At 45.4% G+C, this 22,658-nt stretch carries 28 protein-coding genes, 1 riboswitch and 1 other annotated feature; of the genes, 22 read left to right on the top strand and 6 right to left on the bottom strand.

Annotated elements, in window-relative coordinates; translation table 11 throughout:
• The first annotated feature begins 15 nt into the window (after positions 1–15).
• The 18 genes from mreC to B5066_RS10320 all read left to right on the top strand — a co-directional run bounded on the left by mreC (position 16) and on the right by B5066_RS10320 (position 15,638).
• Entirely contained in the window at positions 16–957 is a 942-nt protein-coding gene (gene mreC / locus B5066_RS10240) for a rod shape-determining protein MreC (protein WP_079475827.1), read from the top strand.
• Positions 954–1,478, top strand: coding sequence for a rod shape-determining protein MreD (gene mreD, locus B5066_RS10245; RefSeq protein WP_079475828.1), 525 nt, complete (start codon positions 954–956; stop codon positions 1,476–1,478). Before mreC ends, mreD begins: the two co-directional genes overlap by 4 nt.
• Before the next feature lie 111 nt (positions 1,479–1,589).
• Positions 1,590–2,282 carry a septum site-determining protein MinC gene (gene minC, locus B5066_RS10250; protein ID WP_079475829.1) on the top strand — a complete coding sequence of 231 codons (693 nt, stop codon included), beginning with the start codon at positions 1,590–1,592 and terminating at the stop codon, positions 2,280–2,282.
• A 79-nt stretch (positions 2,283–2,361) separates the two neighbouring features.
• Positions 2,362–3,159, top strand: a complete 798-nt coding sequence (gene minD, locus B5066_RS10255) for a septum site-determining protein MinD (protein WP_079475830.1) — start codon at positions 2,362–2,364, stop codon at positions 3,157–3,159.
• Between the two features lie 205 nt (positions 3,160–3,364).
• The gene (locus B5066_RS16740) at positions 3,365–3,538 is read left to right on the top strand and encodes a hypothetical protein (protein ID WP_022793174.1); all 174 of its coding nucleotides are present in this window, start codon (positions 3,365–3,367) and stop codon (positions 3,536–3,538) included.
• 67 nt (positions 3,539–3,605) lie between these two features.
• On the top strand, positions 3,606–5,120 hold the full coding sequence (locus B5066_RS10260; RefSeq protein ID WP_079475831.1) for an Rne/Rng family ribonuclease: 1,515 nt from the start codon (positions 3,606–3,608) through the stop codon (positions 5,118–5,120).
• 38 nt (positions 5,121–5,158) lie between these two features.
• Positions 5,159–5,231 (top strand) — a sequence feature (ribosomal protein L21 leader region).
• Between the two features lie 11 nt (positions 5,232–5,242).
• The gene (gene rplU, locus B5066_RS10265) at positions 5,243–5,551 is read left to right on the top strand and encodes a 50S ribosomal protein L21 (protein ID WP_079475832.1); all 309 of its coding nucleotides are present in this window, start codon (positions 5,243–5,245) and stop codon (positions 5,549–5,551) included.
• 2 nt (positions 5,552–5,553) lie between these two features.
• The gene (locus tag B5066_RS10270) at positions 5,554–5,892 is read left to right on the top strand and encodes a ribosomal-processing cysteine protease Prp (RefSeq protein ID WP_079475833.1); all 339 of its coding nucleotides are present in this window, start codon (positions 5,554–5,556) and stop codon (positions 5,890–5,892) included.
• Positions 5,893–5,898: 6 nt separating this feature from the next.
• Entirely contained in the window at positions 5,899–6,183 is a 285-nt protein-coding gene (gene rpmA / locus B5066_RS10275; RefSeq protein WP_022793178.1) for a 50S ribosomal protein L27, read from the top strand.
• Between the two features lie 68 nt (positions 6,184–6,251).
• On the top strand, positions 6,252–6,992 hold the full coding sequence (locus B5066_RS10280) for an MBL fold metallo-hydrolase (RefSeq protein ID WP_079475834.1): 741 nt from the start codon (positions 6,252–6,254) through the stop codon (positions 6,990–6,992).
• A gap of 182 nt (positions 6,993–7,174) precedes the next feature.
• A complete protein-coding gene (locus tag B5066_RS10285) occupies positions 7,175–8,179 on the top strand; it encodes a PstS family phosphate ABC transporter substrate-binding protein (protein WP_233133331.1) in 1,005 nt (334 codons plus the stop codon).
• A 90-nt stretch (positions 8,180–8,269) separates the two neighbouring features.
• A complete protein-coding gene (gene pstC, locus B5066_RS10290) occupies positions 8,270–9,208 on the top strand; it encodes a phosphate ABC transporter permease subunit PstC (protein WP_079475835.1) in 939 nt (312 codons plus the stop codon).
• A complete protein-coding gene (gene pstA / locus B5066_RS10295; RefSeq protein WP_079475836.1) occupies positions 9,209–10,108 on the top strand; it encodes a phosphate ABC transporter permease PstA in 900 nt (299 codons plus the stop codon).
• A gap of 28 nt (positions 10,109–10,136) precedes the next feature.
• A complete protein-coding gene (gene pstB, locus B5066_RS10300) occupies positions 10,137–10,952 on the top strand; it encodes a phosphate ABC transporter ATP-binding protein PstB (RefSeq protein WP_079475837.1) in 816 nt (271 codons plus the stop codon).
• A gap of 22 nt (positions 10,953–10,974) precedes the next feature.
• A complete protein-coding gene (phoU, locus tag B5066_RS10305) occupies positions 10,975–11,631 on the top strand; it encodes a phosphate signaling complex protein PhoU (RefSeq protein ID WP_158219146.1) in 657 nt (218 codons plus the stop codon).
• A gap of 205 nt (positions 11,632–11,836) precedes the next feature.
• Positions 11,837–13,807, top strand: a complete 1,971-nt coding sequence (locus tag B5066_RS10310; RefSeq protein ID WP_079475839.1) for a chemotaxis protein CheA — start codon at positions 11,837–11,839, stop codon at positions 13,805–13,807.
• 15 nt (positions 13,808–13,822) lie between these two features.
• Complete coding sequence (locus B5066_RS10315; protein WP_079475840.1) at positions 13,823–14,275, top strand: chemotaxis protein CheW; 453 nt, start codon at positions 13,823–13,825, stop codon at positions 14,273–14,275.
• Positions 14,276–14,456: 181 nt separating this feature from the next.
• Positions 14,457–15,638, top strand: a complete 1,182-nt coding sequence (locus B5066_RS10320; protein ID WP_079475841.1) for an FtsW/RodA/SpoVE family cell cycle protein — start codon at positions 14,457–14,459, stop codon at positions 15,636–15,638.
• A gap of 29 nt (positions 15,639–15,667) precedes the next feature.
• On the opposite strand, the gene B5066_RS16745 is transcribed toward B5066_RS10320, so the two are convergent.
• The 3 genes from B5066_RS16745 to B5066_RS10335 are packed head-to-tail and all read right to left on the bottom strand — an operon-like array spanning position 15,668 to position 16,388.
• The gene (locus B5066_RS16745; protein ID WP_079475842.1) at positions 15,668–15,856 is read right to left on the bottom strand and encodes a hypothetical protein; all 189 of its coding nucleotides are present in this window, start codon (positions 15,854–15,856) and stop codon (positions 15,668–15,670) included.
• A gap of 54 nt (positions 15,857–15,910) precedes the next feature.
• Positions 15,911–16,132, bottom strand: a complete 222-nt coding sequence (locus B5066_RS10330) for a DUF2922 domain-containing protein (protein WP_079475843.1) — start codon at positions 16,130–16,132, stop codon at positions 15,911–15,913.
• A 37-nt stretch (positions 16,133–16,169) separates the two neighbouring features.
• Entirely contained in the window at positions 16,170–16,388 is a 219-nt protein-coding gene (locus B5066_RS10335; protein ID WP_079475844.1) for a DUF1659 domain-containing protein, read from the bottom strand.
• 120 nt (positions 16,389–16,508) lie between these two features.
• On the opposite strand from B5066_RS10335, the gene B5066_RS10340 reads away from it, so the two are divergent.
• Positions 16,509–17,147: an SDR family oxidoreductase gene (locus tag B5066_RS10340; RefSeq protein WP_079475845.1), complete on the top strand. Its 639-nt coding sequence runs from the start codon at positions 16,509–16,511 to the stop codon at positions 17,145–17,147.
• Between the two features lie 67 nt (positions 17,148–17,214).
• Entirely contained in the window at positions 17,215–17,823 is a 609-nt protein-coding gene (locus B5066_RS10345; RefSeq protein WP_079475846.1) for a CPBP family glutamic-type intramembrane protease, read from the top strand.
• Between the two features lie 17 nt (positions 17,824–17,840).
• On the opposite strand, the gene B5066_RS10350 is transcribed toward B5066_RS10345, so the two are convergent.
• On the bottom strand, positions 17,841–18,737 hold the full coding sequence (locus B5066_RS10350; RefSeq protein WP_179124087.1) for an LCP family protein: 897 nt from the start codon (positions 18,735–18,737) through the stop codon (positions 17,841–17,843).
• 134 nt (positions 18,738–18,871) lie between these two features.
• Positions 18,872–19,039, top strand: a riboswitch (M-box (ykoK) riboswitch).
• A gap of 139 nt (positions 19,040–19,178) precedes the next feature.
• Here B5066_RS10350 and mgtE point away from each other — a divergent pair.
• Together mgtE and B5066_RS10360 are read left to right on the top strand one after the other, a co-directional pair.
• Positions 19,179–20,537, top strand: a complete 1,359-nt coding sequence (gene mgtE / locus B5066_RS10355) for a magnesium transporter (protein WP_079475848.1) — start codon at positions 19,179–19,181, stop codon at positions 20,535–20,537.
• A gap of 134 nt (positions 20,538–20,671) precedes the next feature.
• The gene (locus tag B5066_RS10360) at positions 20,672–21,145 is read left to right on the top strand and encodes an RrF2 family transcriptional regulator (RefSeq protein ID WP_079475849.1); all 474 of its coding nucleotides are present in this window, start codon (positions 20,672–20,674) and stop codon (positions 21,143–21,145) included.
• Positions 21,146–21,269: 124 nt separating this feature from the next.
• Here B5066_RS10360 and B5066_RS10365 read toward each other — a convergent pair whose 3' ends face one another.
• Together B5066_RS10365 and B5066_RS10370 are read right to left on the bottom strand one after the other, a co-directional pair.
• Complete coding sequence (locus tag B5066_RS10365; RefSeq protein ID WP_079475850.1) at positions 21,270–21,923, bottom strand: potassium channel family protein; 654 nt, start codon at positions 21,921–21,923, stop codon at positions 21,270–21,272.
• A 78-nt stretch (positions 21,924–22,001) separates the two neighbouring features.
• Entirely contained in the window at positions 22,002–22,394 is a 393-nt protein-coding gene (locus B5066_RS10370) for a YhjD family protein (protein WP_079475851.1), read from the bottom strand.
• Positions 22,395–22,658 lie beyond the last annotated feature (264 nt).

Here is a 22,658-nt window from a genome sequence, read left to right on the forward strand (position 1 = left end):
AGTAGGTGGGTAACCATGCCGCACTTTTTTAACAACAAGCGATTAATCATCTTGATGGTAAGCATTATTCTTCTTGTTATACTCATTGGGTTCTCTATGAGAGAACGGGAATCGGTGCCGTGGCCGGAAGAGTTTGTAAGAGACTCTGTCGGGGTCTTTCAATCGACCATCAGCCGCCCGGCTCACTTTGCAGCAAATCGCTTCGAAGCTGTGGAAAACCTGCTGGATACATACGAGGAAAATAAAACCCTCAAACAGCAGCTCGAAAAGTATGCTGCCACTTCGGCAGAGCTTGAAAATACCCGTCAGGAAAATGAAACGCTCCGGGAATCATCAGAGACGCAGGAAATGCTGAGCGACTATGAAAGCCGGCAGGCGCTTGTTGTCTATCGTAATCCTGACCGCTGGACACAGACGATTGGCATCAATCAGGGTACTCAAAACGGTATTGAACAGGATATGGCTGTCGTTACAAACGAAGGTCTTATCGGGCGTGTAGCAGAGGCTTCCGAATTTTCCTCCACGGTCCAATTGCTATCAGACGGAGAACGGACAAACCGTATCAGCGCCAGCGTTGATACTGGTGAAGATCCAGTCAACGCCTTTATTGAAGGCTGGGACGAAGACCAGGATGGCCTCATGCTCCGGAAAATTCGCAGCGATGCAGAAATTGAAGAAGGCCAGCAGGTGGTTACATCAGGAATGGGCGGGGCGTTTCCAAGCGGTATCCCGATTGGTGAAGTACAAAGCGTTGAGCCGGATGAGTACGGTTTAACGTACAATGCCCTTATTGAACCAGCGGCAGACTTCAGTGACCTCACGTATGTGAATGTTTTAGACCGGAGCATTGAAGACTTGAGTGAAGAATTCCCTTCACTCGAAGAAGATCAGGAGCAGGAAAATCAAGAAGAAGAAAACGTGGACCCGGTCGGTGAAGAAGGCGGCGGAGAGTCATGACGCGCTTTCTTATCCCCGTATCGATCTTTTGCTTATTTCTTGTCGAAGGAACGTGGTTTGAAATCCTTTTTCCACAGGAAAATGAAAGTGGATGGGTGTGGATGCCAAGGTTTGCGCTTATCGGGGTGGTTTTGACCAGCATATACCGCGGCCCGGTCGCAGGAGTATGGGCAGGTGTTTTTGTTGGTTTTCTCTATGATTTTACGTACACGCAGATTCTCGGTATCTATACGTTCTGCTTTGGCTTTATTGCGTATATGAGCTCCTACTCTCTGCCGGTGGTCCGAAACAGTTATGGGTGGCAGTGGCTGATCATATTTTGTGCGCTTTTCGTATTTGAGCTAATCATCTATTTTATTTATTTTTTGTTAGGCATTGCCGGACTTTCTTTCGGGGAATTTTTAGTGAAGCGTATGATTGCTTCGTGGCTTATTAACGGAGCTGCTGCTTTACTGCTGCTTGTTCCTTTCCGCCGTGTTTTTGACTGGATCGAAAACCAGGAAAAGATCAGACAGCGATAATTTTCAAAAAAAGAAGTGGTTTGCTGTTTATTCCTGTGAAATGAAACCGTATAATGGAAAGAACGGCATTTACTAAGAATGGAGAGCGCTTAAGGGTTCAGGGGTGAAAATATGACGAATAACAATGGAAATTATGTAACGATTAAAGGCACTAAAGAAGGACTAACCATTGTATTAAATGATCAGTGCTCTTATCAGGAACTTCTTGAAGAATTAAAGAAGAAGATTGAACGGGAGCAGCGTTTGTTTGAAAACGGGCCTCAAGTGGAAGTCCGTGTGCATGCCGGGAACCGTTATTTAAGTAAAAGTCACGAAGAAGAAATTACGGAAGTGTTGAACAAAACGGGTTCCGTACGGGTGCATGAAGTCCATTCGAACGTAATGACAAAAGATGAAGCACACGAGGCCATTGAAAAAGCCACGGTGACCTCTGTCACACAGATCGTCCGTTCCGGCCAGGTGCTCCGGAAAAAAGGCGACATCCTGATTATCGGCGATGTCAATCCCGGCGGAGTAGTCGAAGCTACGGGTAACATTTATGTTATCGGGGCATTAAAGGGAATAGCAAGAGCCGGCACAGAAGGTGAAAGCCATGCTGTGGTATGTGCCTCAGTAATGATTCCTAAACAAATTTCTATTTCGGATACGTATTTCTACGCACCGGAAAAGCATGAAAAGCAGGAACAGAAGCCTGCTATTGAAGGTCCGGGCTACGCGTATGTCACTGGAGAAGAATACAAGGCAATTGCATTTGAGGAAACAAAAATGCTCGGGCATTATTTACGCTCGGTCTCGTATACATAAGCATGTCAGGCCGAAAACACTTTCCGGTAACCGTTAGCCGGAACGAGGAGCATGTAAGGTCTGAAAGGAGGAACCGTTGGTGGGAGAGGCAATAGTAATTACATCCGGAAAAGGCGGGGTCGGGAAAACCACGACTTCGGCTAATATCGGTACAGCACTTGCACTGCAGGGACAAAAAGTATGTTTGATTGATACCGACATCGGGCTTCGGAATTTAGATGTCGTAATGGGTCTGGAAAACCGGATTATTTATGATCTGGTGGACGCCGCAGAAGGACGCTGTAAGGTACAGCAGGCATTAATCCGGGACAAGAGGTTCGATTGCCTGCACTTGCTGCCGGCAGCTCAGACGAAGGACAAATCTGCGGTGAACCCGGAACAAATGCAGGAGATTGTAGAAACACTGCGCCCAGAATACGATTTTATTCTTATCGACTGCCCGGCTGGTATTGAGCAGGGATTCAAGAATGCCGTATCCGGCGCAGATAAAGCAATCGTCGTCACCACGCCGGACACGGCAGCTGTCAGAGATGCTGATCGTATCATTGGGCTCCTGGAAAATGAAGACATTGAACCGCCTAAGCTGGTAGTGAACCGGGTGCGGAGCGATCTTTCCAGAGAGGGCAATGTGCTGGACGTGGAAGACGTCGTAGCTACACTTGCAGTAGACCTGCTTGGGATGATTGTAGACGAGGAGCATGTGTTAAAAGCAGCTCATAAAGGCGAGCCGATTGCAATGAATCCCAACAGCAGAGCTTCGCTGGGGTACCGTAATATTGCGCGCCGGCTGCTAGGGGAATCGGTGCCGCTGATGGCAGTAGAAGAAAAGAAAAGCTTTTTCTCTAAAGTGAAAAGTTTATTCGGAATAAAAGCATAGCAGATACTTGGACAGGGAGCATTCTTCCTGTCCTTTTTGGGCAGATAAGCCAATTTTGTTTTCTTTAAGATCAGCGTGGTATAATAACAATGAAAGGGCATGCTGTTTTGGATCTGATTCCCGAATCGCCTGTCTTTCCTGCAAAGGTTTTTACAGAATGAAAGGCTTCGAGTATCTATCCGAATGCGCGAAGGAGGAATCACTGATGACCGTTATAGAAAAGCACCCTTATCTTTCCGATGAAGAACGCCAGAAACTGGCTCTTTTAAATAAACAAATGCAGGAAGCAGCCTCTGAACAGGAGCTGAAGCGGCTGACTACGCAGATTGCTCTTCTTCACGAAAAGGCGAAGGTCAGAGAAGAAAATAAGTCTAACTGAATGACTGCCACCAGCAAGTGGCAGTCTTTTTCTTTCAGAAAGAAATGTACCACTGGAGGAACGTTCGATGGAATTAATTGCAAATATGAAATCCGGGGAAGCAAGAGCGGCCCTGAAACATAATGGAAGAGTGAAAGAGTTCTTTTTCGAGTCAGCAATGGATGACACGGCGGCCGGAGAAATCTATAAAGGAAGAGTCGTGGATGTGCTTCCAGGCATGGATGCTGCATTTATTGATATCGGTAAAGGGAAAAAAGGATATCTGCACAGGGACAATATTATGTCGTACCGGCTGCTGAAAGAGCCGCTTGCTGAAAAAAAGCAGCGGGGGATTAAAAGTTTCATTAAAAAGGGGGAGTATTTATTTGTGCAGGTCGTGAAGGAAGAAACGGCCAGCAAGGGTGCCAAACTTAAAGAAAATTTGTCACTGCCGGGAAAATATTGTGTCTACCTCCCCGATGAGCCGGGTTTGTTTATTTCACAAAAGGTGGAGAACGCTGTAAAAGAAGAATGGCTCGAACAGGAAGAAGCCCTGCCGTTGAATGGGGACGGGCTGATCGTGCGTACAGAAGGAACAACACAGCCTCTGGATGTAATTAAAAAAGAAGTATCCCAACTGCAGAGCCTGTGGCAGGACATGATCCTCCGGGGGGAGAGTTTATCTTCGCCGGGAAAGGTGTCGCAGGAAGAACACTTTTTAATAAAATGCCTGGCTTATGTGCCTGGAGAGCAAATAAAAAGAATTGTTGCAGATACAAAAGAAGCGGTGGAAACAGCAAAGGCACAATTCAGCGGGCGGGCGCTGGAACAACGGCCGGAATTTGTGCTGCTGGACCATCCGGAAAACATTTTTTCAAGAGAGAATGTGGATGCGGATCTCGAGCGGGCTTTGAAGCCTGTCGCCTGGCTGAAAAGCGGAGGATTTTTACAGATCGAGAAAACAGAAATGTGCGTCACGATTGATGTAAACACGGGAAGGTTTACCGGAAAGCATGGTCTGGAGGATACGATCATAAAAACGAATCTCGAAGCAGCTGCAGAAGTAATGCATCAACTGCGTGTAAGAAATCTCTCCGGGATGGTCATGATTGATTTTATACGCATGCATGACGAAAAAGACCGGAGGCGTTTAATGCAGGCATTAGAAGAAAAATCAGATGAGGATCCGCAGAAGATCCGAATTGCCGGCTTCTCTGCACTTGGCGTTCTGGAACTGACCCGGCAGCGCTCCCGCCAGAGCCTCGAAGAACACATACTCGAACCCTATGGAACTGAATACGGTAAAGGCTGGAGACTGTCGGAAAAAGAACTCGCAGAAAAATCGAAACGAATGCTCGGCGCCTGGAAGGAAGAAGAGGTGGATGCGATTGTATTAGAGGTGCCGGACCGGCTGCTCATCCGGGAAGGCAAAGCGCTGTATGAAGCCCTGCAGCAAATAGCGCCGGGACGGTTGTTCATTGTTTCTGCGCCGACAGAACAGGAGATCATTGTGCGCTATGCGGGAAGTCTTGAAGTAGCAGCACAAAGAAATGAGGCATTGAAAGCTCAAATGAAGCAGCGGGGAATTGACTTTCGTTTTTAATATATGCTATTATTTGTAACGTTAGTTGTTTGGAAGCACCCAAACTACAACCGCACAAGAACAGGTTTAAGCCCTGGAAAGGCACCTGTATTGGCGAGTCTAAGTGATTAGGAGGTGCAGAAATGTACGCAATTATTGAAACTGGTGGAAAACAGTTAAAAGTAGAAGAAGGCCAGACCATCTTCGTTGAAAAATTGGATGGAGAAGCTGGAGATGAAGTAACATTCGGCAATGTAGTATTTGTCGGAGGCGACGATGTGAAAGTTGGTTCTCCTTTTGTGGAGGGAGCTAAAGTTACAGGCAAAGTCGAAAGACAAGGCCGTAACAAGAAAATCATCGTTTTCAAATTCAAAAAACGTAAAAACTACCGCCGTAAGCAGGGCCATCGTCAGCCATACACAAAAGTTACAATCAACAGCATTGATGCGTAATTATGATACGGGTCACTGTTAGCCGCGATGAAACAGAGCGTATTCGTTCTGTTACCATGACCGGTCACGCTGAATCAGGCCCTTACGGTTATGATTTAGTATGTGCCGGCGCCTCGGCAGTATCCTTTGGGGCTGTTAATGCGATGGCGGCTCTCTGCCATACAGATCCAACAGTGGATTTAGGCACAGAAGGCGGTTATTTTCATTGTGTGCTTCCGGAAGAAAGCACTGAAGAGGATAACCAACAGATGCAGCTGCTGGCAGAGGGTATGATTGTCTCTTTGGAGACCATAGCTGATCAGTACGGTGAATTTATATCAATTGAAGAGCATAGGAGGTGAATGTTGATGTTGAAATTAGACCTGCAGTTCTTTGCTCAGAAAAAAGGGGTAGGTAGTACAAAAAACGGTCGTGACTCCATTTCCAAGCGTTTGGGCACCAAACGCGCCGATGGCCAGCACGTAACCGGTGGTTCTATCCTCGTCCGCCAGCGCGGTTCGAAAATTTTCCCTGGCAACAACGTCGGTAAAGGCGGAGACGATACTCTTTTCTCCAAAATCGACGGCGTTGTGAAATTTGAGCGTGTCGGGAAAAAACGTAAACGCGTGAGCGTTTATGCAAAAGAAGCGTAACGTTTGTATCCGTTTAAACAGATATTTTCTGTTTAAACGGATTTTTTTATTTGAAGGGAGCGGGGGAAATGCAAATAACGATTATAGGCTTTTGGCATGCGTTTCCGGAGGCGGGGGAAGCAGCTTCCGGTTACCTGCTTGAAGAAGAAGGATTTCAGCTGTTGCTTGACTGCGGAAGCGGGGTGGTTTCCCAGCTGCAGCATTATACAGAGCTTAGCGGAATTGATGCTGTACTGCTTTCCCACTACCACCAGGATCATGTAGGTGATTTTGGAGCTTTTCAGTATTATCGCCTGCTTGAACCTATACTCTGGCCGGAAAAGCATCATCAGGTGCCGGTTTATGCGCACCGGCAGGATGAAGAAGGCTTTCAGCGCCTGTTTTATAAAGAAGTAGTACAGCCGACAGAATACCGGGCGGAGGATCCGTTTGTAGTTGGGCCGTTTACTATTACTCCTGTGGCTGTAAAACACGCTGTGCCCTGCTTTGGTTTTCGGATTGAAACGGCTTCCGGAAGCCTGTTTTTTACCGCGGACACTTCATATATACCCGAAATTGCACAGGCAGCTGCCGGGGTGGATATACTTATAGCAGAGTCGAGTTTTTATGCCGGGCAGGATGGGTCATTTGCCGGACATATGAATTCCGAAGAAGCAGCAAAACTAGCTGAAAAAGCGGAAGCAGGAAAATTAATATTGACTCATCTTCCTCATTTCGGAGAGCACATACAGTTAAAGAAAGAAGCAGAAAATATATTTTCAGGTCCCGTAGAGCTTGCAGCAACGGGCCTCAAGTTAACTATCGAATGAAGCAGAAATCATTTCTCCCGGGGAATGATTTTTTTGCGTTTAAATGAAAACGGAAGCATTTTTACCTTTACAAATTCTTAACAGTTCAGCTACTTTCTCTTAATAATTAAGTCCTATACTAAGAACTGGGAGCAAAAGAGTTGCTTTGCCTTGACTACATAAATAAAGAGGAGGAAGTTGGTTTGAACTTTAAAAAAGTATGGATGATTCCAACATTCGCTACGCTGGCAGTATTTGCATCCGCATGTGGCGGCGGGGGAGAAGAGCCCGGGGGTTCGGAAGAGAGTTCCGGCAGTGAAGGCAGCGGAGAAGAAAGTGCTGGCCAGGAAGGCGGAGGCTCTGGGGATATTGCTATTGACGGCTCCTCTACGGTTTTTCCGATTATGGAGGCAGTATCCGAAGAGTTTCAGCAGGAGCACGGGGATATCGAAGCTCCTGTAGGGGTTTCGGGTTCCGGGGGAGGATTTGAACGCTTTATTGCTGGCGAAACAGATTTAAGTAACGCTTCGCGTCCTATTGAACAGGAAGAAGAAGAGGCGCTGGAAGAAGCGGGTATTGAATATACCGAGTTGGAATTGGCTTACGACGGCATCACCGTAGCTGTAAATACGGAAAATGACTTCGTGGACAATTTAACATTTGAAGAATTATCACAAATCTTTGCAGATGGAAGTGATGCACAGAACTGGTCTGACATTCGTGATAGCTGGCCAGAGGAGCCAATTGATATCTACGCGCCAGGCACGGATTCCGGCACGTACGATTATTTCAGTGAAGCAGTGCTTGAAGAAGGAGACATTAACCGTGAAGCACAGCTTTCCGAGGATGATAACGTACTGGTGAACGGTGTCGCAGGCAGCCAGAACGCTATCGGCTTCTTCGGTTATGCGTACTATGCAGAAAATCAGGATTCCTTAAAAGCAGTTCCAATCGTACCGGAAGAAGACGGAAATGAAGGTATTGAGCCTAGCGAGGAAACAATTAACGATCAATCATACCCACTTGCGCGCCCGTTGTTCACATATGTGAAAAATGAATCTCTTCAGCAGAACGAAGATGTTGTGGAGTATGTGCGGTTCATGAATGAAAACGCAGGAAGTTTAGCGGAAGAAGTAGGATACGTAGCGGCTCCAGAGGAAGTGTATGAAGAAAATGCCCAAAAGATTGACGAAGTAGTTAATCAATAGAAGAAAATGGCACGGAGAAGCGAGGGAGAATATACTCCCTTGCTTTTATCCTTGCACTTAGAGAATTATCTGTTAAAGGGATGTGCAGAAATGGAAGATCGTTCAAAACTCTCGATCAGTGAACGAATCGAGCAGAGAACCAAAGGTTCGGGTTCATCGAGTTTCATGGAAAAGCTGATGCCTATTGTCTTTTTTATTTGCGCTTTAATATCGGTACTTACTACTGTCGGTATTGTTTTTACTCTTTTATTTGAAACAATAACATTTTTCAGTAATGTGCCGTTTGCTGATTTCTTCGCTTCTGTGGAATGGTATCCATTTTTCTCTGACCCACAGTATGGTATTTGGCCATTGGTGAACGGGACATTAATGATTGCAGGAATTGCTATGCTTGTGGCAGTACCTTTCGGACTGGGCGCTGCTATTTATTTAAGTGAATACGCATCGGAAAAAGTACGTAAAACAGTAAAACCTGTTCTTGAGGTATTGGCAGGCATACCGACGATTGTGTATGGCTTTTTTGCTCTTACGTTTGTTACACCGATTTTACGATCCATTATACCAGGGATGGATATTTATAATGCGCTTAGTCCCGGAATTATCGTTGGTGTTATGATCATTCCAATGATTGCAAGCCTTTCGGAAGATGCAATGAGTTCTGTGCCAAATTCGATCCGCCAGGGCGCTTTTGCTTTAGGGGCCACCCGAATGGAAGTGACCGTAAAAGTAGTTATGCCGGCAGCTTTGTCAGGCATTATTGCTTCTTTTGTTCTGGGAATATCCCGGGCGATTGGAGAAACAATGATTGTAACAGTGGCCGGTGGAGCGAGTCCAACAATGACATTCGATCCGACAGGGGCTGTACAGACTATGACTGCCTACATTGTGCAGGCAACTCAGGGAGACGCAGGGTTTGGTACCCCGATTTACTACAGTATCTACGCTGTCGGAATGACGTTGTTTGTCTTTACTTTGGCTATGAATCTGCTGGCTCACTACATTTCCCGCAGATTCCGGGAGGATTACTAAATGAAATTTGCAAATACGACAGTACCGCAGGAAGTACAGAAGGAAAACTCCCCGCAGTTAAGTAAAAGACAGATTTGGAATAAAGTTTTCAAGGGTGTATGCTTTACCGCTACAGCTTTTAGTATAGCAATGCTTCTCATATTACTGGTACGAATAGTCACCCAGGGAGCAGGCTTCCTTGATTGGGGCCTTTTGACTAATTTTGCGTCAAGAAACGCTGAAGATGCCGGACTGCTGGCTGCCTTAGCTGGCACAATTTGGCTCATGCTGGTTACGGCACCTGTTTCATTTATTTTAGGGGTCGGTACTGCTGTTTATTTGGAGGAATACGCACCTCGAAACAAATTTACAAACTTGCTTCAAACCAACATTTCGAATCTTGCTGGTGTCCCGTCTGTTGTATTCGGCCTGCTGGGGCTTACAATATTTAACCGTCTCATGGGCATGGGAGCAAGTGTCATTGCTGGGGGACTGACGCTCTCCCTGCTTGTGCTTCCGATTATCGTTGTGGCTTCTAGAGAGGCTATCAGCGCAGTGCCGACAGATGTTAAGCATGCCTCCTATGCGATGGGGGCAACAAAATGGCAGACAATCTTTAGAATTGTTGTGCCTACAGCTTTGCCGGGGGTGTTAACAGGCACCATTCTAGCTTTATCCCGGGCGATCGGTGAAACAGCTCCTATCCTGGTGCTTGGTGCGTTAACATACGTCGCTTCCACCCCTTCAAACCTATTTTCGAATTTCACAGCAATGCCGGTTCAGATATATAACTGGACCGGCCGGCCACAGCAGGAATTTCAGGATATTGCAGCAGCTGGGATCATTATTTTACTGTTGATGCTTTTGGTTATGAACTCGATTGCTGTATTTATCAGAAGTAAATTCCAGAAGCGCTTTTAATAAAAGGCACAAAGAAAGGGGTAGCCAGATGCAAACCAAGCATGAAAACCGTTCAGTAGAGGATAATAGTATTAATGCCGAGGAAAAAGCACCGCTTGCCTACAATGTTGAGCAGTTGAATCTTTGGTACGCTGATAACCATGCGCTGCAGGACATTTCAATGAAAATCCCGGAAAAATCTGTGACAGCTATTATTGGTCCTTCAGGCTGTGGAAAATCGACATTTATTAAAACATTAAACCGAATGACCGAAATGAACCCGATTGTGAAAACAAACGGCTCTATCAAATATCGGGAAAATGAGATTTTTGCAAAGAATTTTAGTGTAGAATATTTACGGACTAAGGTAGGTATGGTGTTTCAAAACCCGAACCCGTTTCCAAAATCAATCTACGACAACGTCACGTATGGCCCGAAAATTCATGGCATTAAAGATAAAAAAACGCTTGATGAAATCGTAGAAAGAAGCTTAAAAAAAGCAGCCATCTGGGATGAGACGAAGGACCGGCTGAAAGAAAATGCTTTCGGCCTTTCCGGCGGCCAGCAGCAGCGTCTATGTATCGCCCGCTGCCTCGCAATCGAGCCTGATATTATTTTAATGGATGAGCCTACCTCAGCATTGGACCCGATTTCCACGCTGAAAATAGAAGAACTGGTCCAGGAGCTTAAAAAAGACTACACCATTGTTATTGTTACCCATAATATGCAGCAGGCCGCCCGGATTTCGGACAGTACAGCTTTCTTCTTAAATGGCGTCATTGTAGAACATGATCAAACAGATAAAATCTTTTCCTCACCGGAAAAAAAGGAAACCGAAGATTATATTTCCGGCAGATTCGGCTGATCCGGAAGAAAGAGGTTATATAATGGGCGTTCGAAAGTCGTACGAGCAGGATTTGACGTATTTAAAACAAGAGGTGCTCGCTATGGGAAAATACGTGAAGTATGCTTTCGAGCAATCCCTGCTCGCCCTAAAAATCAATGACAATCAATCACTTACCCAAAATATTGTTGCAGACGATAAAAACATCAATTCCATGGAGTTGAAAATCATGGATGCTGCAATGCTCACCATTGCCAAGCAGCAGCCGGTGGCTACTGATCTTCGAAGATGCATTGTGGCTTTAAAAATGGCTGGTGATCTTGAACGAATGGGGGATATTGCAGTAGATATTGCCAAAGGCTCAGCCAGACTAAGTGAAAATAGAAGCCGGAATGATACTGACCAGTTAACTGATATGGCGGAAATTGCCAAGCAAATGTTTGACCAGGCCATGGAGGCATATGAGAATCAGGAATTGATGCACGCCCAACGTGTTGCTTCTTTAGATGATCATGTGGACAGTAAATACAAATCATTTATACAGAAGCAGCTTCGGCAGAAAGCCGATGAAGTACTGCTGGAAGATATTACCCAGCTATCTTTTATCGGCCGCTATATCGAGCGGTTTGCGGATCATACAACCAACCTGGCAGAGTGGGTGGTTTATGAAGTGAATGGCCAACATTTTGATTTAAATTAACATGAAAAGCATGAAGAAGCCTCCGTCACATATAGCGGGGGCTTTTATGCTTTCCTGAAGCCGCAAGGCCGCCCGAATCCCTGAAAGAAAAATTTTACTCTGCTCTTATCTCAAATACCTGCTCCGGGCTGTCGATATAAAAAGAGAAGATGATGTTACAGCTCACCATTGATTAGTATTGAGTTCAAAAGGCGGAGGTACAGGCATGAGCCATACAGAATATTTGGATATGTTTATTGAAGAAAGCCAGGAGCACATTCAGGCGATTAACGTCCACTTGTTGGAACTTGAAAAGCAACCGAAGGATGAAACGATTATAGGGGAAATTTTTCGTTCAGCCCACACGATGAAAGGCATGGCCGGGACAATGGGGTACGATGATTTGACGAATGTGACGCACGCCCTCGAAAATGTTCTTGACCAAATGCGTGAAAAAACAAGACTTGCAGATGCAGAAACGATGGATGTATTGCTTGAAGCAGCAGATATAGCTGAAGAAATTGTAGAAAATATCGCTTCGGGTGGTGATGGAAAAAAAGATATAAAGGCCATTACGGCAAAGCTTCTTGGCAAAAGCACTCAATCTGAGACAGCTTTGAAAACAGAAAAAACAAAGAGTCTTGCCATGGATTGGAACGAATACGACCAGGCAGTAATCGCCCAGTCGGTGGATAGCGGAATGCAGGCATATACAATTCAAGTCGTACTTGAGGAGCATGCCATGCTAAAAGCAGCACGTGCCTATATGGTGTTTGAAGCTCTTGAAGCAGACGGCTATGTTATTAAATCTGTGCCGGAAGCTTCAGATATTGAAGCAGAACGGTTTGATAACGAATTTACTGTAGCAGTAGTGACCGCCGCTGCAAAAGAAGAAGTGGTCAGCCGGATAGCTTCTATTTCCGAAATTGGAGAAGTGCTGGCAGAGGAAATTGAACTAGGGAGTAAAACGGAGAACCGGGAAAGTTCCGAAAAGCCAACGGTTCCAGTTGAGAAAGAAACCAGTGCTCCAGAACGGAAGCGTGCTGATACCAACAAAACGATCCGGGTTAACATCGACCGGCTGGATAAGCTGATGAACCTCTTTGAAGAGCTGGTTATTGACCGCGGGCGCCTCGAGCGTATATCCGAAGAAATACGAAGCAGTGAGTTGACAGAGACAGTCGAAAGAATGTCCCGGACGACCGGAAGCCTGCAGGAAATTATTTTACATATGCGAATGGTGCCGGTAGACCAAGTGTTCAGCCGTTTTCCGAAAATGGTGCGGAGCCTGTCTAGAGACCTTGGCAAGCAGATTGAACTTGAAGTCATCGGGGCAGAAACAGAACTCGATCGTTCTATTATTGATGAAATCGGGGACCCACTCGTTCACCTTATACGAAATTCGATCGACCATGGAATTGAGATGCCCGAAAAAAGAAGGCAGAACGGCAAGCCGGAAGAGGGACACGTAGAGCTTCGTGCCTATCACAGCGGGAATCATGTGTATATTGAAATTGAGGATGATGGCGGCGGGATTGACCGGGAGCGTGTATTGAAAAAAGCAGTGGAAAACGAAGTAATAGCTGCAGAAGATGCGGACGCCCTGACGGATTACGATATTCATCAGTTTATTTTTTCAGCAGGATTCAGCACTGTCGATAAAGTGACTGATTTATCGGGGCGCGGTGTAGGCCTGGATGTTGTGAAAAACACGTTTGAGTCGCTCGGCGGTGTAATCAGTGTGCATTCCGAGAAAGGGAAGGGGACGAAATTCAGTATTCAGCTTCCGCTGACTCTTTCAATTATTGATGTAATGCTTGTGGATGTAGGACAAGAGCATTACGGGCTGCCGCTGACTTCGATTGTAGAAACGGCAAGTATTAAGAGCGACAGCATATTTTATGTGCACAAGCGGAAAATGATTGATTTTCGCGGAAACATTATCCCGGTGATGTTTTTGGAGGATGTGTTTGAAGTTCCAGTGGCACGGGAGTGGGATCGGGAAAATTATTCTGTAGTAGTGGTTCATAAAGGGGAAAAAATGGCCGCTCTGGTCGTCGACAGCTTTATTAGCCAGCAGGATGTCGTACTGAAATCGCTTGGCCATTACCTCAGGGACGTGCGCGCCATATCCGGAGCAACGATCCTTGGTGACGGCAATGTAGCATTAATTGTAGATACGAATGCTCTATTGTAAGGAGGAAAAGATAGTATGACAGAAGAAAACGCCGTGAAAAAAGTCATTATATTCCGGCTGGAGGCCGAAGAATACGGGGTTGAAGTAAGTTATGTCCAGTCGATCGAACGAATGCAGAATTTCACTCGTATACCGAATGCAGAAAAAAGCGTACGCGGGGTAATTAATTTACGGGGTGTTATCATTCCAATCATTGATCTTCGAAAAAAGCTTTCCTACGAAGAAGTCTCATATACGGAAGAAACGAGAATTTTAATTTTAGCTTTTGAAGGCAACCATGCCGGCCTTATTGTGGATGCGGCGAACGACGTGATGGATATATTTGAAAGTGAAATCGGAGCGCCGCCTCAGGCAATGTCGAAAGAAGAACAAATGTATTTAAAGAATGTAGTTAAGAAAGAAAACCGCGTGTTCACTCTATTAAATGTCTATGCAGTAGCCGAGTCGTTGGATACGGCGTCTGTTTGATTCAAAGGGCTGTTCTCCTTTACGATGAGGAAAACAGCCCTGTTTCTTATAGGGAAGCGCAAAAACCGAAGAAGGAGAACGGTAAAAATATTCACAGGACTGTACGCCGCAGGTAGAACAAGGTATGATGTTAACAGCGACGCCGTGCGTCCGAAATTTTATATAATGGGGACATGCTTCCATGAGTTTACATCAATCGACCGAAGAAAAACAGTATGATATCAATATGATGTTCGTATTGTTTTTATTTTCAGTAGTCAGCTGTTTCTACATTTTTCAGGCACAGCAGCTTGAACAGTATGAAGGTAATTTTATGATTCAGCAGATTATTTTTTTCGTGCTGGCTTTTGCGATTATGATGGTAGTTCTACATTTTGATTTTGAGTATTACTTGGTACTGCACTGGTTTTTATACGCTGTGGGGCTGGCTCTTTTGGCAGGGCTGCTGGTCGCTCCGTCAAGTATCGCCCCGGTAATCAATGGAGCGAAATCATGGTATATCATACCGGGCCTCGGCCAGTTTCAACCAGCGGAATTCATGAGGATTTTCCTGATTTTGACGCTCAGCGCTATTATTTACAATCACCATACAGAGTACAGTGGAAGCAAAAATATGCGCTCTGACTTTATACTTATAGGGAAAATGTTTTTGCCGACACTTCCGGTGGTTCTGCTTTTGGCGACACAGCCGGATATGGGGAGCGTCATGCTCGTAGGTGCTATTTTCGTTTCTCTCTTAGTCGTTTCAGGCATTTCCTATAAAATATTGGTAGTAGCTATCGGAGGGCCGCTTTTAGCAATACTTGGATTTGTCGTTTCATTTTTTCAGTTTCCCAATTTGATGGAGCGGTTTGTATTTTCTAATATGGACCCTTACCAGGTAAGCAGAATTCAGGGGTGGCTGAATCCGTTTGAAAATCAGGATGCTGGTTTTCAAACAGCAAGAGCACTGACGGCTATCGGCTCTGGAAGGTTGTTTGGCAATGACGGAACCCAGGTTTATATTCCGGAAGCCCATACGGACTTTATCTTTGCAGTTATTGGTTCAGTGCATGGCTTTCTGGGCGGCGCGATGGTTATTACCCTTTATTTTGTGCTACTGTACCAGATCCTTTTGATTAGCATGCGTTCACATAACGCTTATGGCAAGTACATCTGCGCAGGCGTGATTGGGCTGTTTGCTTTCCAGATATTTCAAAATATTGGTCAAAGCCTTGGCCTTCTGCCTGTTACTGGCTTTACGCTGCCGCTTCTCAGCTACGGAGGAAGCTCGCTTGTCGGGACAATGTTTATTTTAGGAATTGTAATGAGCGTACGCTATCATTCAAAAAATTACTTTTTCGCTCATCACAAAAATCAATAAAAGCCAGCCGGATCACGGCTGGCTTTTGTTTATGGTTTTTTGGCGTGTGTAGAATTCTTTAGTGCCCCGGGTCTCCCGGAAAAGGAAAAGAGCTGTTCATTCTGCCTCTGCACGGTCCAGATAAGTGTATCCAGTTTACGCTCCATCCGGTAAACGAGAAAAAAGGCTAGCATTACAGCGGCTCCCTGGTCTCCGGCTAACTTTATCCATTCCTCCACGAAAAATCCTCCTTTATAAAGAATCCCCCAGCCCGAGAGGCTGAGGGAAGCGGGTTAATTGGTTTCCCAGACAGTGTTCACATTTCGTTCCACGACTCTTGCATACACTTTTTTAGTAACAATGCCATCACTTGTGAAAAAGGCTTCCTTAGCAATAATGCTATCCATTAATGCTTCTACTGCTGTTTCATCAACAGGTTCTGCTGGATCCTCAATGGAAAGGGTAGTAGCTTTGCCATAATCGCTTTCAAAACGAAGCTGTAATTGCTTGCTCATCATTTTCACCTCCTGCGGTTAAAATTATTCCGGGCTTTTACACCGGGACCTGCATACTGTACTCGTTGTTGCGCTCGAGGCTTTGTACGACGTGGGACTGAAGAGCAGCAATACCATTCGCAATTTCCTGCAGATCATCATCTGAAATTTCAGGGGTTATATTGCGGAATGTTTTTCGTTTGTATTCGCCGCTTCCGTCTTCACCGGGGCCTAGATAAAACTCAAATGAAAGATTAGTTCTTGTTAGCTGAGCCATGTGTCTCACCTCCTTCACCGTATATATTGACGGTCCGAAGCGAAAGGGGGGAGGCTTGTGTTTATTTTGTGAAGGTTATGGGAATATCACCATGGAATGTTAATCGAAGGAGGTCTTGCAATGAATGTATTGGTAATTGGAGCGAACGGAAAAATTGCACGTCATCTGGTGGAGGAACTGAAAAAAACGGAACACCATGTGACGGCGTTAATTAGAAAGGAAGAACAATCTGAAGAGCTAAAGAGCCTGGGCGCGGACGAGACAGCAGTCCGTGATTTGGAAGGGGATATCTCCGACGCATTTGCCGGTAAGGATGCAGCTGTCTTCGCAGCGGGTTCAGGCGGGCATACTGGCCCTGATAAAACTACCATTATCGACTTGTGGGGTTCGAGAAAGTCCGTAGAAGCAGCCAAAGCCCACGGAGTGAAACGCTTCATCCAGGTAAGTTCAATGAATACAGACGAACCAGAGAACGGCCCGGAAAAAATGCGCCATTACTTTATTGCTAAACGAGTGGCGGATGACTACCTTGAAGAAAGCGGTCTTGATTATACTATTGTACGGCCGGGGATGCTTACAAACGATGATCCTAGCGGCACAGTAGAGTTAAAGCAAAAACTAAATGAAAAGGGCGAAATTCCACGTGCGGATGTAGCGAAAGTAATCGCAGCTTCTCTGGATACGCCGGGCACTATCCGCAAGAAATTTGATTTAATCAGTGGCGATAAAGAAATTATTGCAGCACTCAACGAACTATAAGAAACAGATAAACAGCCGGCTAAGCTCGCCGGCTGTTTTTATATAACAATCATAGGAGGAAGCAGCTATGATGAATAGTTCAGGGTCCCGGATCTCCGGCCGTGCTCTATGGTTGAATTTTTTGCTGCTGTTTGCAGTTGGTGTTGGCGTTGTTGCTGCTGTATTTCAGGGGGAGGCTTTGAGATATATAAGCGGTTTATTTCCTTTCAATTCAGCTGTTTCCGATAGCTTTACCGGGCTCTGCACAGGAATAGCGGCGGGATTTTTCGCCTGGTGGGCACACGAAAAACAATGGTTTGCCGTGCCGGACAATACATATACTGATCTCTTAAAGGAGCTGATTCGCCGCCGTGGAAGCTTTTGGGCTGTGACAGCAGGAGCAGCGGTATCAGAAGAAATGTTGTTTCGGGCAGCGGTGCTTGGCACACTGGTGCTTATACTGCCGGATTTTCTTGCGTTAGGTGTTTCCGCTTTTATTTTTATGCTGGTGCACGTGCCGCAATATGCCGGCCAACAGCTGATCCACGCCTGGATTTTTGTCCTGGGGCTCCTGCTTGGCGGCCTGCTTTTATGGCAGGGAACGCTGTGGGGGGCTGCGGCTGCCCATGCAGGATACAACGCGGTCTCTTTTCTGATTTGGAAACGAAGTGAGGCCAGGGAGAAACCAAACTCCTAAGCTAGTGGCTGGAAGAATTAATAGCTGTTACCTGTTTGGTGCCGTTCAAGGCGAAGCTGCGTTTTCATTTGTTCTTCGGAAGAAACAAGATAATAGCTTACACCGTTTTGCTCAGCAGCGCTGCCCTGGATTTCAGTCGTCTGGATCCGGGAGAGGGCAGGGGTGTAGTGATAAGAAAAGCTGCGGATATCCTGGAACGTCATATCCGTTTGTATGTGGTCACCGAGGGCGTAAAGCAGTTCTTCCGCTTTTTGCAGAGTAGCCGGGCTTTTTGCTTTTTCAAGCAGTGCTTCGAGCACCTGCTGTTGACGAATGTTTCGTCCCAAATCCCCTTTTGGATCCTGCTTACGCATACGGACATAATAAAGGGCCTGATCCCCATTTAAATGAAGCTCTCCCTCTGTATAAGTAAAAGGCTTTCCTTCATCTTTAGTAAAGGTTAAGTCATTTTGGATGGTGACCCCGTCGTACGCATCGACAATTTCCCGAAAACCCTCCATATCTGCTTCGACTGTAAAATCAATGGAGGTGTCCAGAAATTCTTCAGATGTTTTTTTCAATAAAGGCATTCCTCCATAACTGTAGGCATGATTTATTTTATCCGTGCCTTCCCTGCCCGGAATGTAAACTTTAGTATCTCTTGGAATGTTAAATAACAGAGTGGATTCATTATCAGGATGAATAGAGACAATCATAATGACATCTGCGCGGGAGGCTGTTTCTTCTTTGTCTGTGCCTGCCACCAGAATGGTCTGCGGGCCAGAAATTGTAGAAGCTTCTTCGTGCAAGGGCTCCGTTGTTATTTTCTCTTTTTGTCCAGCAGTTATAGTGTAATAATAGTAAAAAAGGCCGCCGAGGGATAAGAAGCATGTGAATAGGAATGTGATTATAAAAAACAAATATACGTTTCGCATCATTGGACGTCCTGTCTTTAAAAGTCAAAATCTCTCTTTTTATATCGACAGGAAAGGGAATATGTTCAGTAGAAAAGAATGCTCCCTGCGTTGACAAAAAAAGAGAGCAGCGTTATATTCAACGTTACTGCTAGTTATAATCTCGTTAGGTGAGGCTCCTGCATAGATAGAAGCTTCTGCCCAAAAATGTCTAAAGACGCCAATGGGTCAACAGAATTCATCGAATTAAGGTGTTTTTTAATGAAGCTGGATGATACATTCCTACGCTGTGCAGTGCTAAAGCTCGACGAAGGGGAACAGAACGGGCATATATGGTGATTGGCTGATTATGCACGTCTTCCCAACGGTGGAAGGCGTTTTTTGTTTGAAACAGTGGAAAGAGAGCAGTCGGCAGAAAGAATAACCGCGGTTGCCTGTTTCGGCCTGGAGAGGAGGAAAAGGATGGAGAAATTAAATGAACAAGCACGGGAAGAATTCGTGGGGCTGATAGCAGAATCATTGCAGCAGGAGCGCATGGAAACGTTTCGGGAATTATTTCTGGATCTGCATCCTGCGGACCAGGCAGAAGTCTTTTTGGAGCTTGATGAAGAGCGGGCGGTTGTCTACGAATTTTTGTCTCCGGAAGAATTTGCCGAAGTGTTTGACAGCTTTGAACCTGAAGTACAAAAAGAAGTAGCATTGCAGTTGAACGATCAGTACGCTGCCGAAGTGTACAATAATATGTATGCAGATGATGTTGCTGACTTTTTAGGAGAGCTCGAGCCAAGGCAGATGACTCATATTCTGCAGGCAATGGATCAAGAGGGCGCCAACGACGTACGGGAACTGCTGGCCTACGAAGATAAAACAGCCGGGGCCATCATGACAAAAGAATTTGTCTCTATCAAAGCAGCGGACACGATTGAGGCAGTAATCGAGCATCTTCGGCGGGAAGGGCCGGATGCAGAAATGATCTATTATCTGTATGTAGTTGATGCACAGGATAAACTTGCCGGGGTTGCATCGATCCGTGATTTGATTGTAGCGGATTCAGACCGCACCGTGGCCGAAGTAATGAGCAGCCGGGTCGTTTCCGTTCACGTAGAGGATGACCAGGAAGAGGTCGCCCAGCTGATACAAAAATATGATTTTCTGGCTACGCCTGTTATTGATAATGAAGGCCGGCTTGTGGGAATCGTAACGGTAGATGACGCACTCGATGTGCTTGCAGAAGAAGCGTCCGAGGACATCGGAGAAATCTCAGGTTCTCGTGGCTCTACGGATGTAAGTGTCAACGCTTTTAAAGCAGCTAGGCTCCGGGCACCCTGGATTATTCTACTGATGTTTTTAGGGCTGTTTACAGCCCAGGTAATCGGTTGGTTTGAAAGCACACTTGAAAGCGTCGTTCTGCTTGCGGCATTTATCCCAATGATTATGGGGTCAGCGGGAAACACAGGTACACAATCGCTTGCTGTATCCGTGCGGGCGCTTGCAACTGGAAATATTGAGCGAAAAGGGCTGTGGCGGACTATAAGCCGGGAGTTTTCCACGGGAATTATGATTGGGGTTGCCTCTGGTATTGTAATTACGATCTTATTGTATCTTTTTTACGGGGAGCCTCTGATAGGAGTTATTGTCGGTTTTTCCATTATGATTTCGCTTGGAGTCGCCAGTGTTATCGGGACACTTGTACCGCTTGTGATTAACAAGCTGAAACTGGACCCGGCCATTGCTTCAGGCCCATTCATTACAACACTCACTGATATTATCAGTCTGCTTATTTATTTTACGGTGGCATCATCGCTCATTCAGAGCATTTGAGGCTCCATTTTTCTGCAAAAACCACACAAAAAAGAGGAGACGCTGTCTCTTCTTTTTTTGTGGGCAGTTAATTAGATTAACATTTACGGGGTGTGTTAAACTAACACTATCCTGGATGAAAAGGAGCGAGGGCTTTGCAGTTAACAACCTATACGGATTATGCATTACGGATGGTAATGTATTTGGCTGCTCATGATGAAGACGAGTCCCTGCACAGCATTAAACAAATATCGACAGCATACTCTATTTCATACAACCATCTGACAAAAGTCGGGCATGAGTTGTCGAAGCTTGGCGTTATTCATACGGTGAAAGGGCGGAACGGAGGAATTCGTTTAGCTAAAGAACCGGAAGAAATTAACGTTGGCTGGCTTGTAAGGCAGACAGAAGATAACCTGACGCTGGTGGAATGCTTTGATCCGGAAACGAATCAATGTATTTTAGCAGGAAGATGCCGGCTCCAGGGTGTTTTGGGAGAGGCTCTGAAAGCTTATTTAGCAGTGCTTGATAAGTACACGGTTAAAGATATCACAGTGAATAAGGAAATGCTTCATGGTCTGTTTGCAGCTTCCACGGCAAAGAATCAGCCGCCGATTTCTTTTTCTTAGAAAAAGTATCATCGTGCTTGCCCCGGTCACGGTGACTTCGTTAATCATCCAGGAATTAATTATACATAATAAAGCAGCAGCCCCGTTGGTACGGGTACTGCTGCTTCTTTGTATGGTCAAAAGGTTAGTTGGTCTCTTCAAACCGCCGGAGATCATTATTATGTCCGATGGCAATGAGTATATCTTCTCTGTAGAGACGGTCCTGGGCCGTCGGAGAGATATTAACATCTTTGCCGCGGCGGATGCCTAGAACGGTGACGCCGTATTTAGCACGAATATCGAGCTGGGCCAGCGTTTTTTTATGCATAGATGCTGGAGCGGTAATTTCTATAATAGAATATTCTGCTGAAAGTTCAATATAGTCAATCACCCGGTCAGAAACGAGGTGCTGGGCAATACGGTTACCCATATCATGCTCCGGATGAATGATTTTATCTGCTCCGATTTTATCGAGAACTTTATGGTGGTGAAAATTCTGCGCCTTTACCCAAACCGAGGGAATGTCCATTTCCTTCAGTAAAAGAGTGCACAAAATACTTGCCTGAAGATCATCACCAATAGCAACGATGACATGGTCAAAGTTTGTAATGCCCAGGTTTCTTAATTCTTTTTCATCTGTGCCGTCAGCGACGGCGCTGTACGTAGAATGATTAGTAATATCATCGAGTTTTTCTTCATTATTATCAATGGCCAGTACGTCATGTCCAAGCTTATACAATTCTGTACTGACGCTGACACCGAACCGGCCGAGTCCGATAATGGCAAATTGTTTTTTCACACGGCTTTCTCCTTTTGCGAAACTGCGGGTTTTCTTCCTGAGATTGTATCGTTAATGTACCGCCGCAGGCCTGATTTGTCAAACGGAAGCCGGATGCAGCACTTCGTCATTGGTTAAAGCGGAGCGGCCGGCAAAATAAAGATGTAGACAGCGCTCTGTCTGTTTTTTTAAATTGGCATTTAAATGGGAGGTGCGGCCCGAGCCGCCGTCAAGATAATACACGTAATGCGTAAAGATACCATCGTTTCGATCAAAGGTAATGTGTATGTTCTTTCTATTCATGTAAAGGCGAAGTTGGCAGAGGTCGTGCTGAAGAGCATCGAAAGCCTGGTGAAGCAAGCGCTCATAGGGCTCCTGCAGGCGAAAACCAGAAGATTTAAGCGCCTCGGTGTCAAGCGCCAGTACTTTCTTTACAATCGGGAGTAGAACAGCATAGTGGATAACAATATGCTCCTTTTCTGTAACAACCATTCCTGCCCCCTCCTTCCGATACGTAGTTATATTCATTATACGAATGTGTGTTCCCTTTTTTCAATGAAATTTTTTGGCTGTACAATAATTTTTTCAATTGTATAACTCGAATTTTTATGAATAATGGTCTATAATGGGATTATGTAAGCGGATACAATTCGTTTTTATTTTCCATGAAGTTGTCAGACGATTAGTTTTATTGGCATTAAAGGTGGGTATAGTGCAGTACACACAAATTATTGGCAATCAATAGAGAGGCATTGG

Source organism: Marinococcus halophilus (assembly GCF_900166605.1).
GTDB classification, from domain to species: Bacteria; Bacillota; Bacilli; order Bacillales; family Marinococcaceae; genus Marinococcus; species Marinococcus halophilus.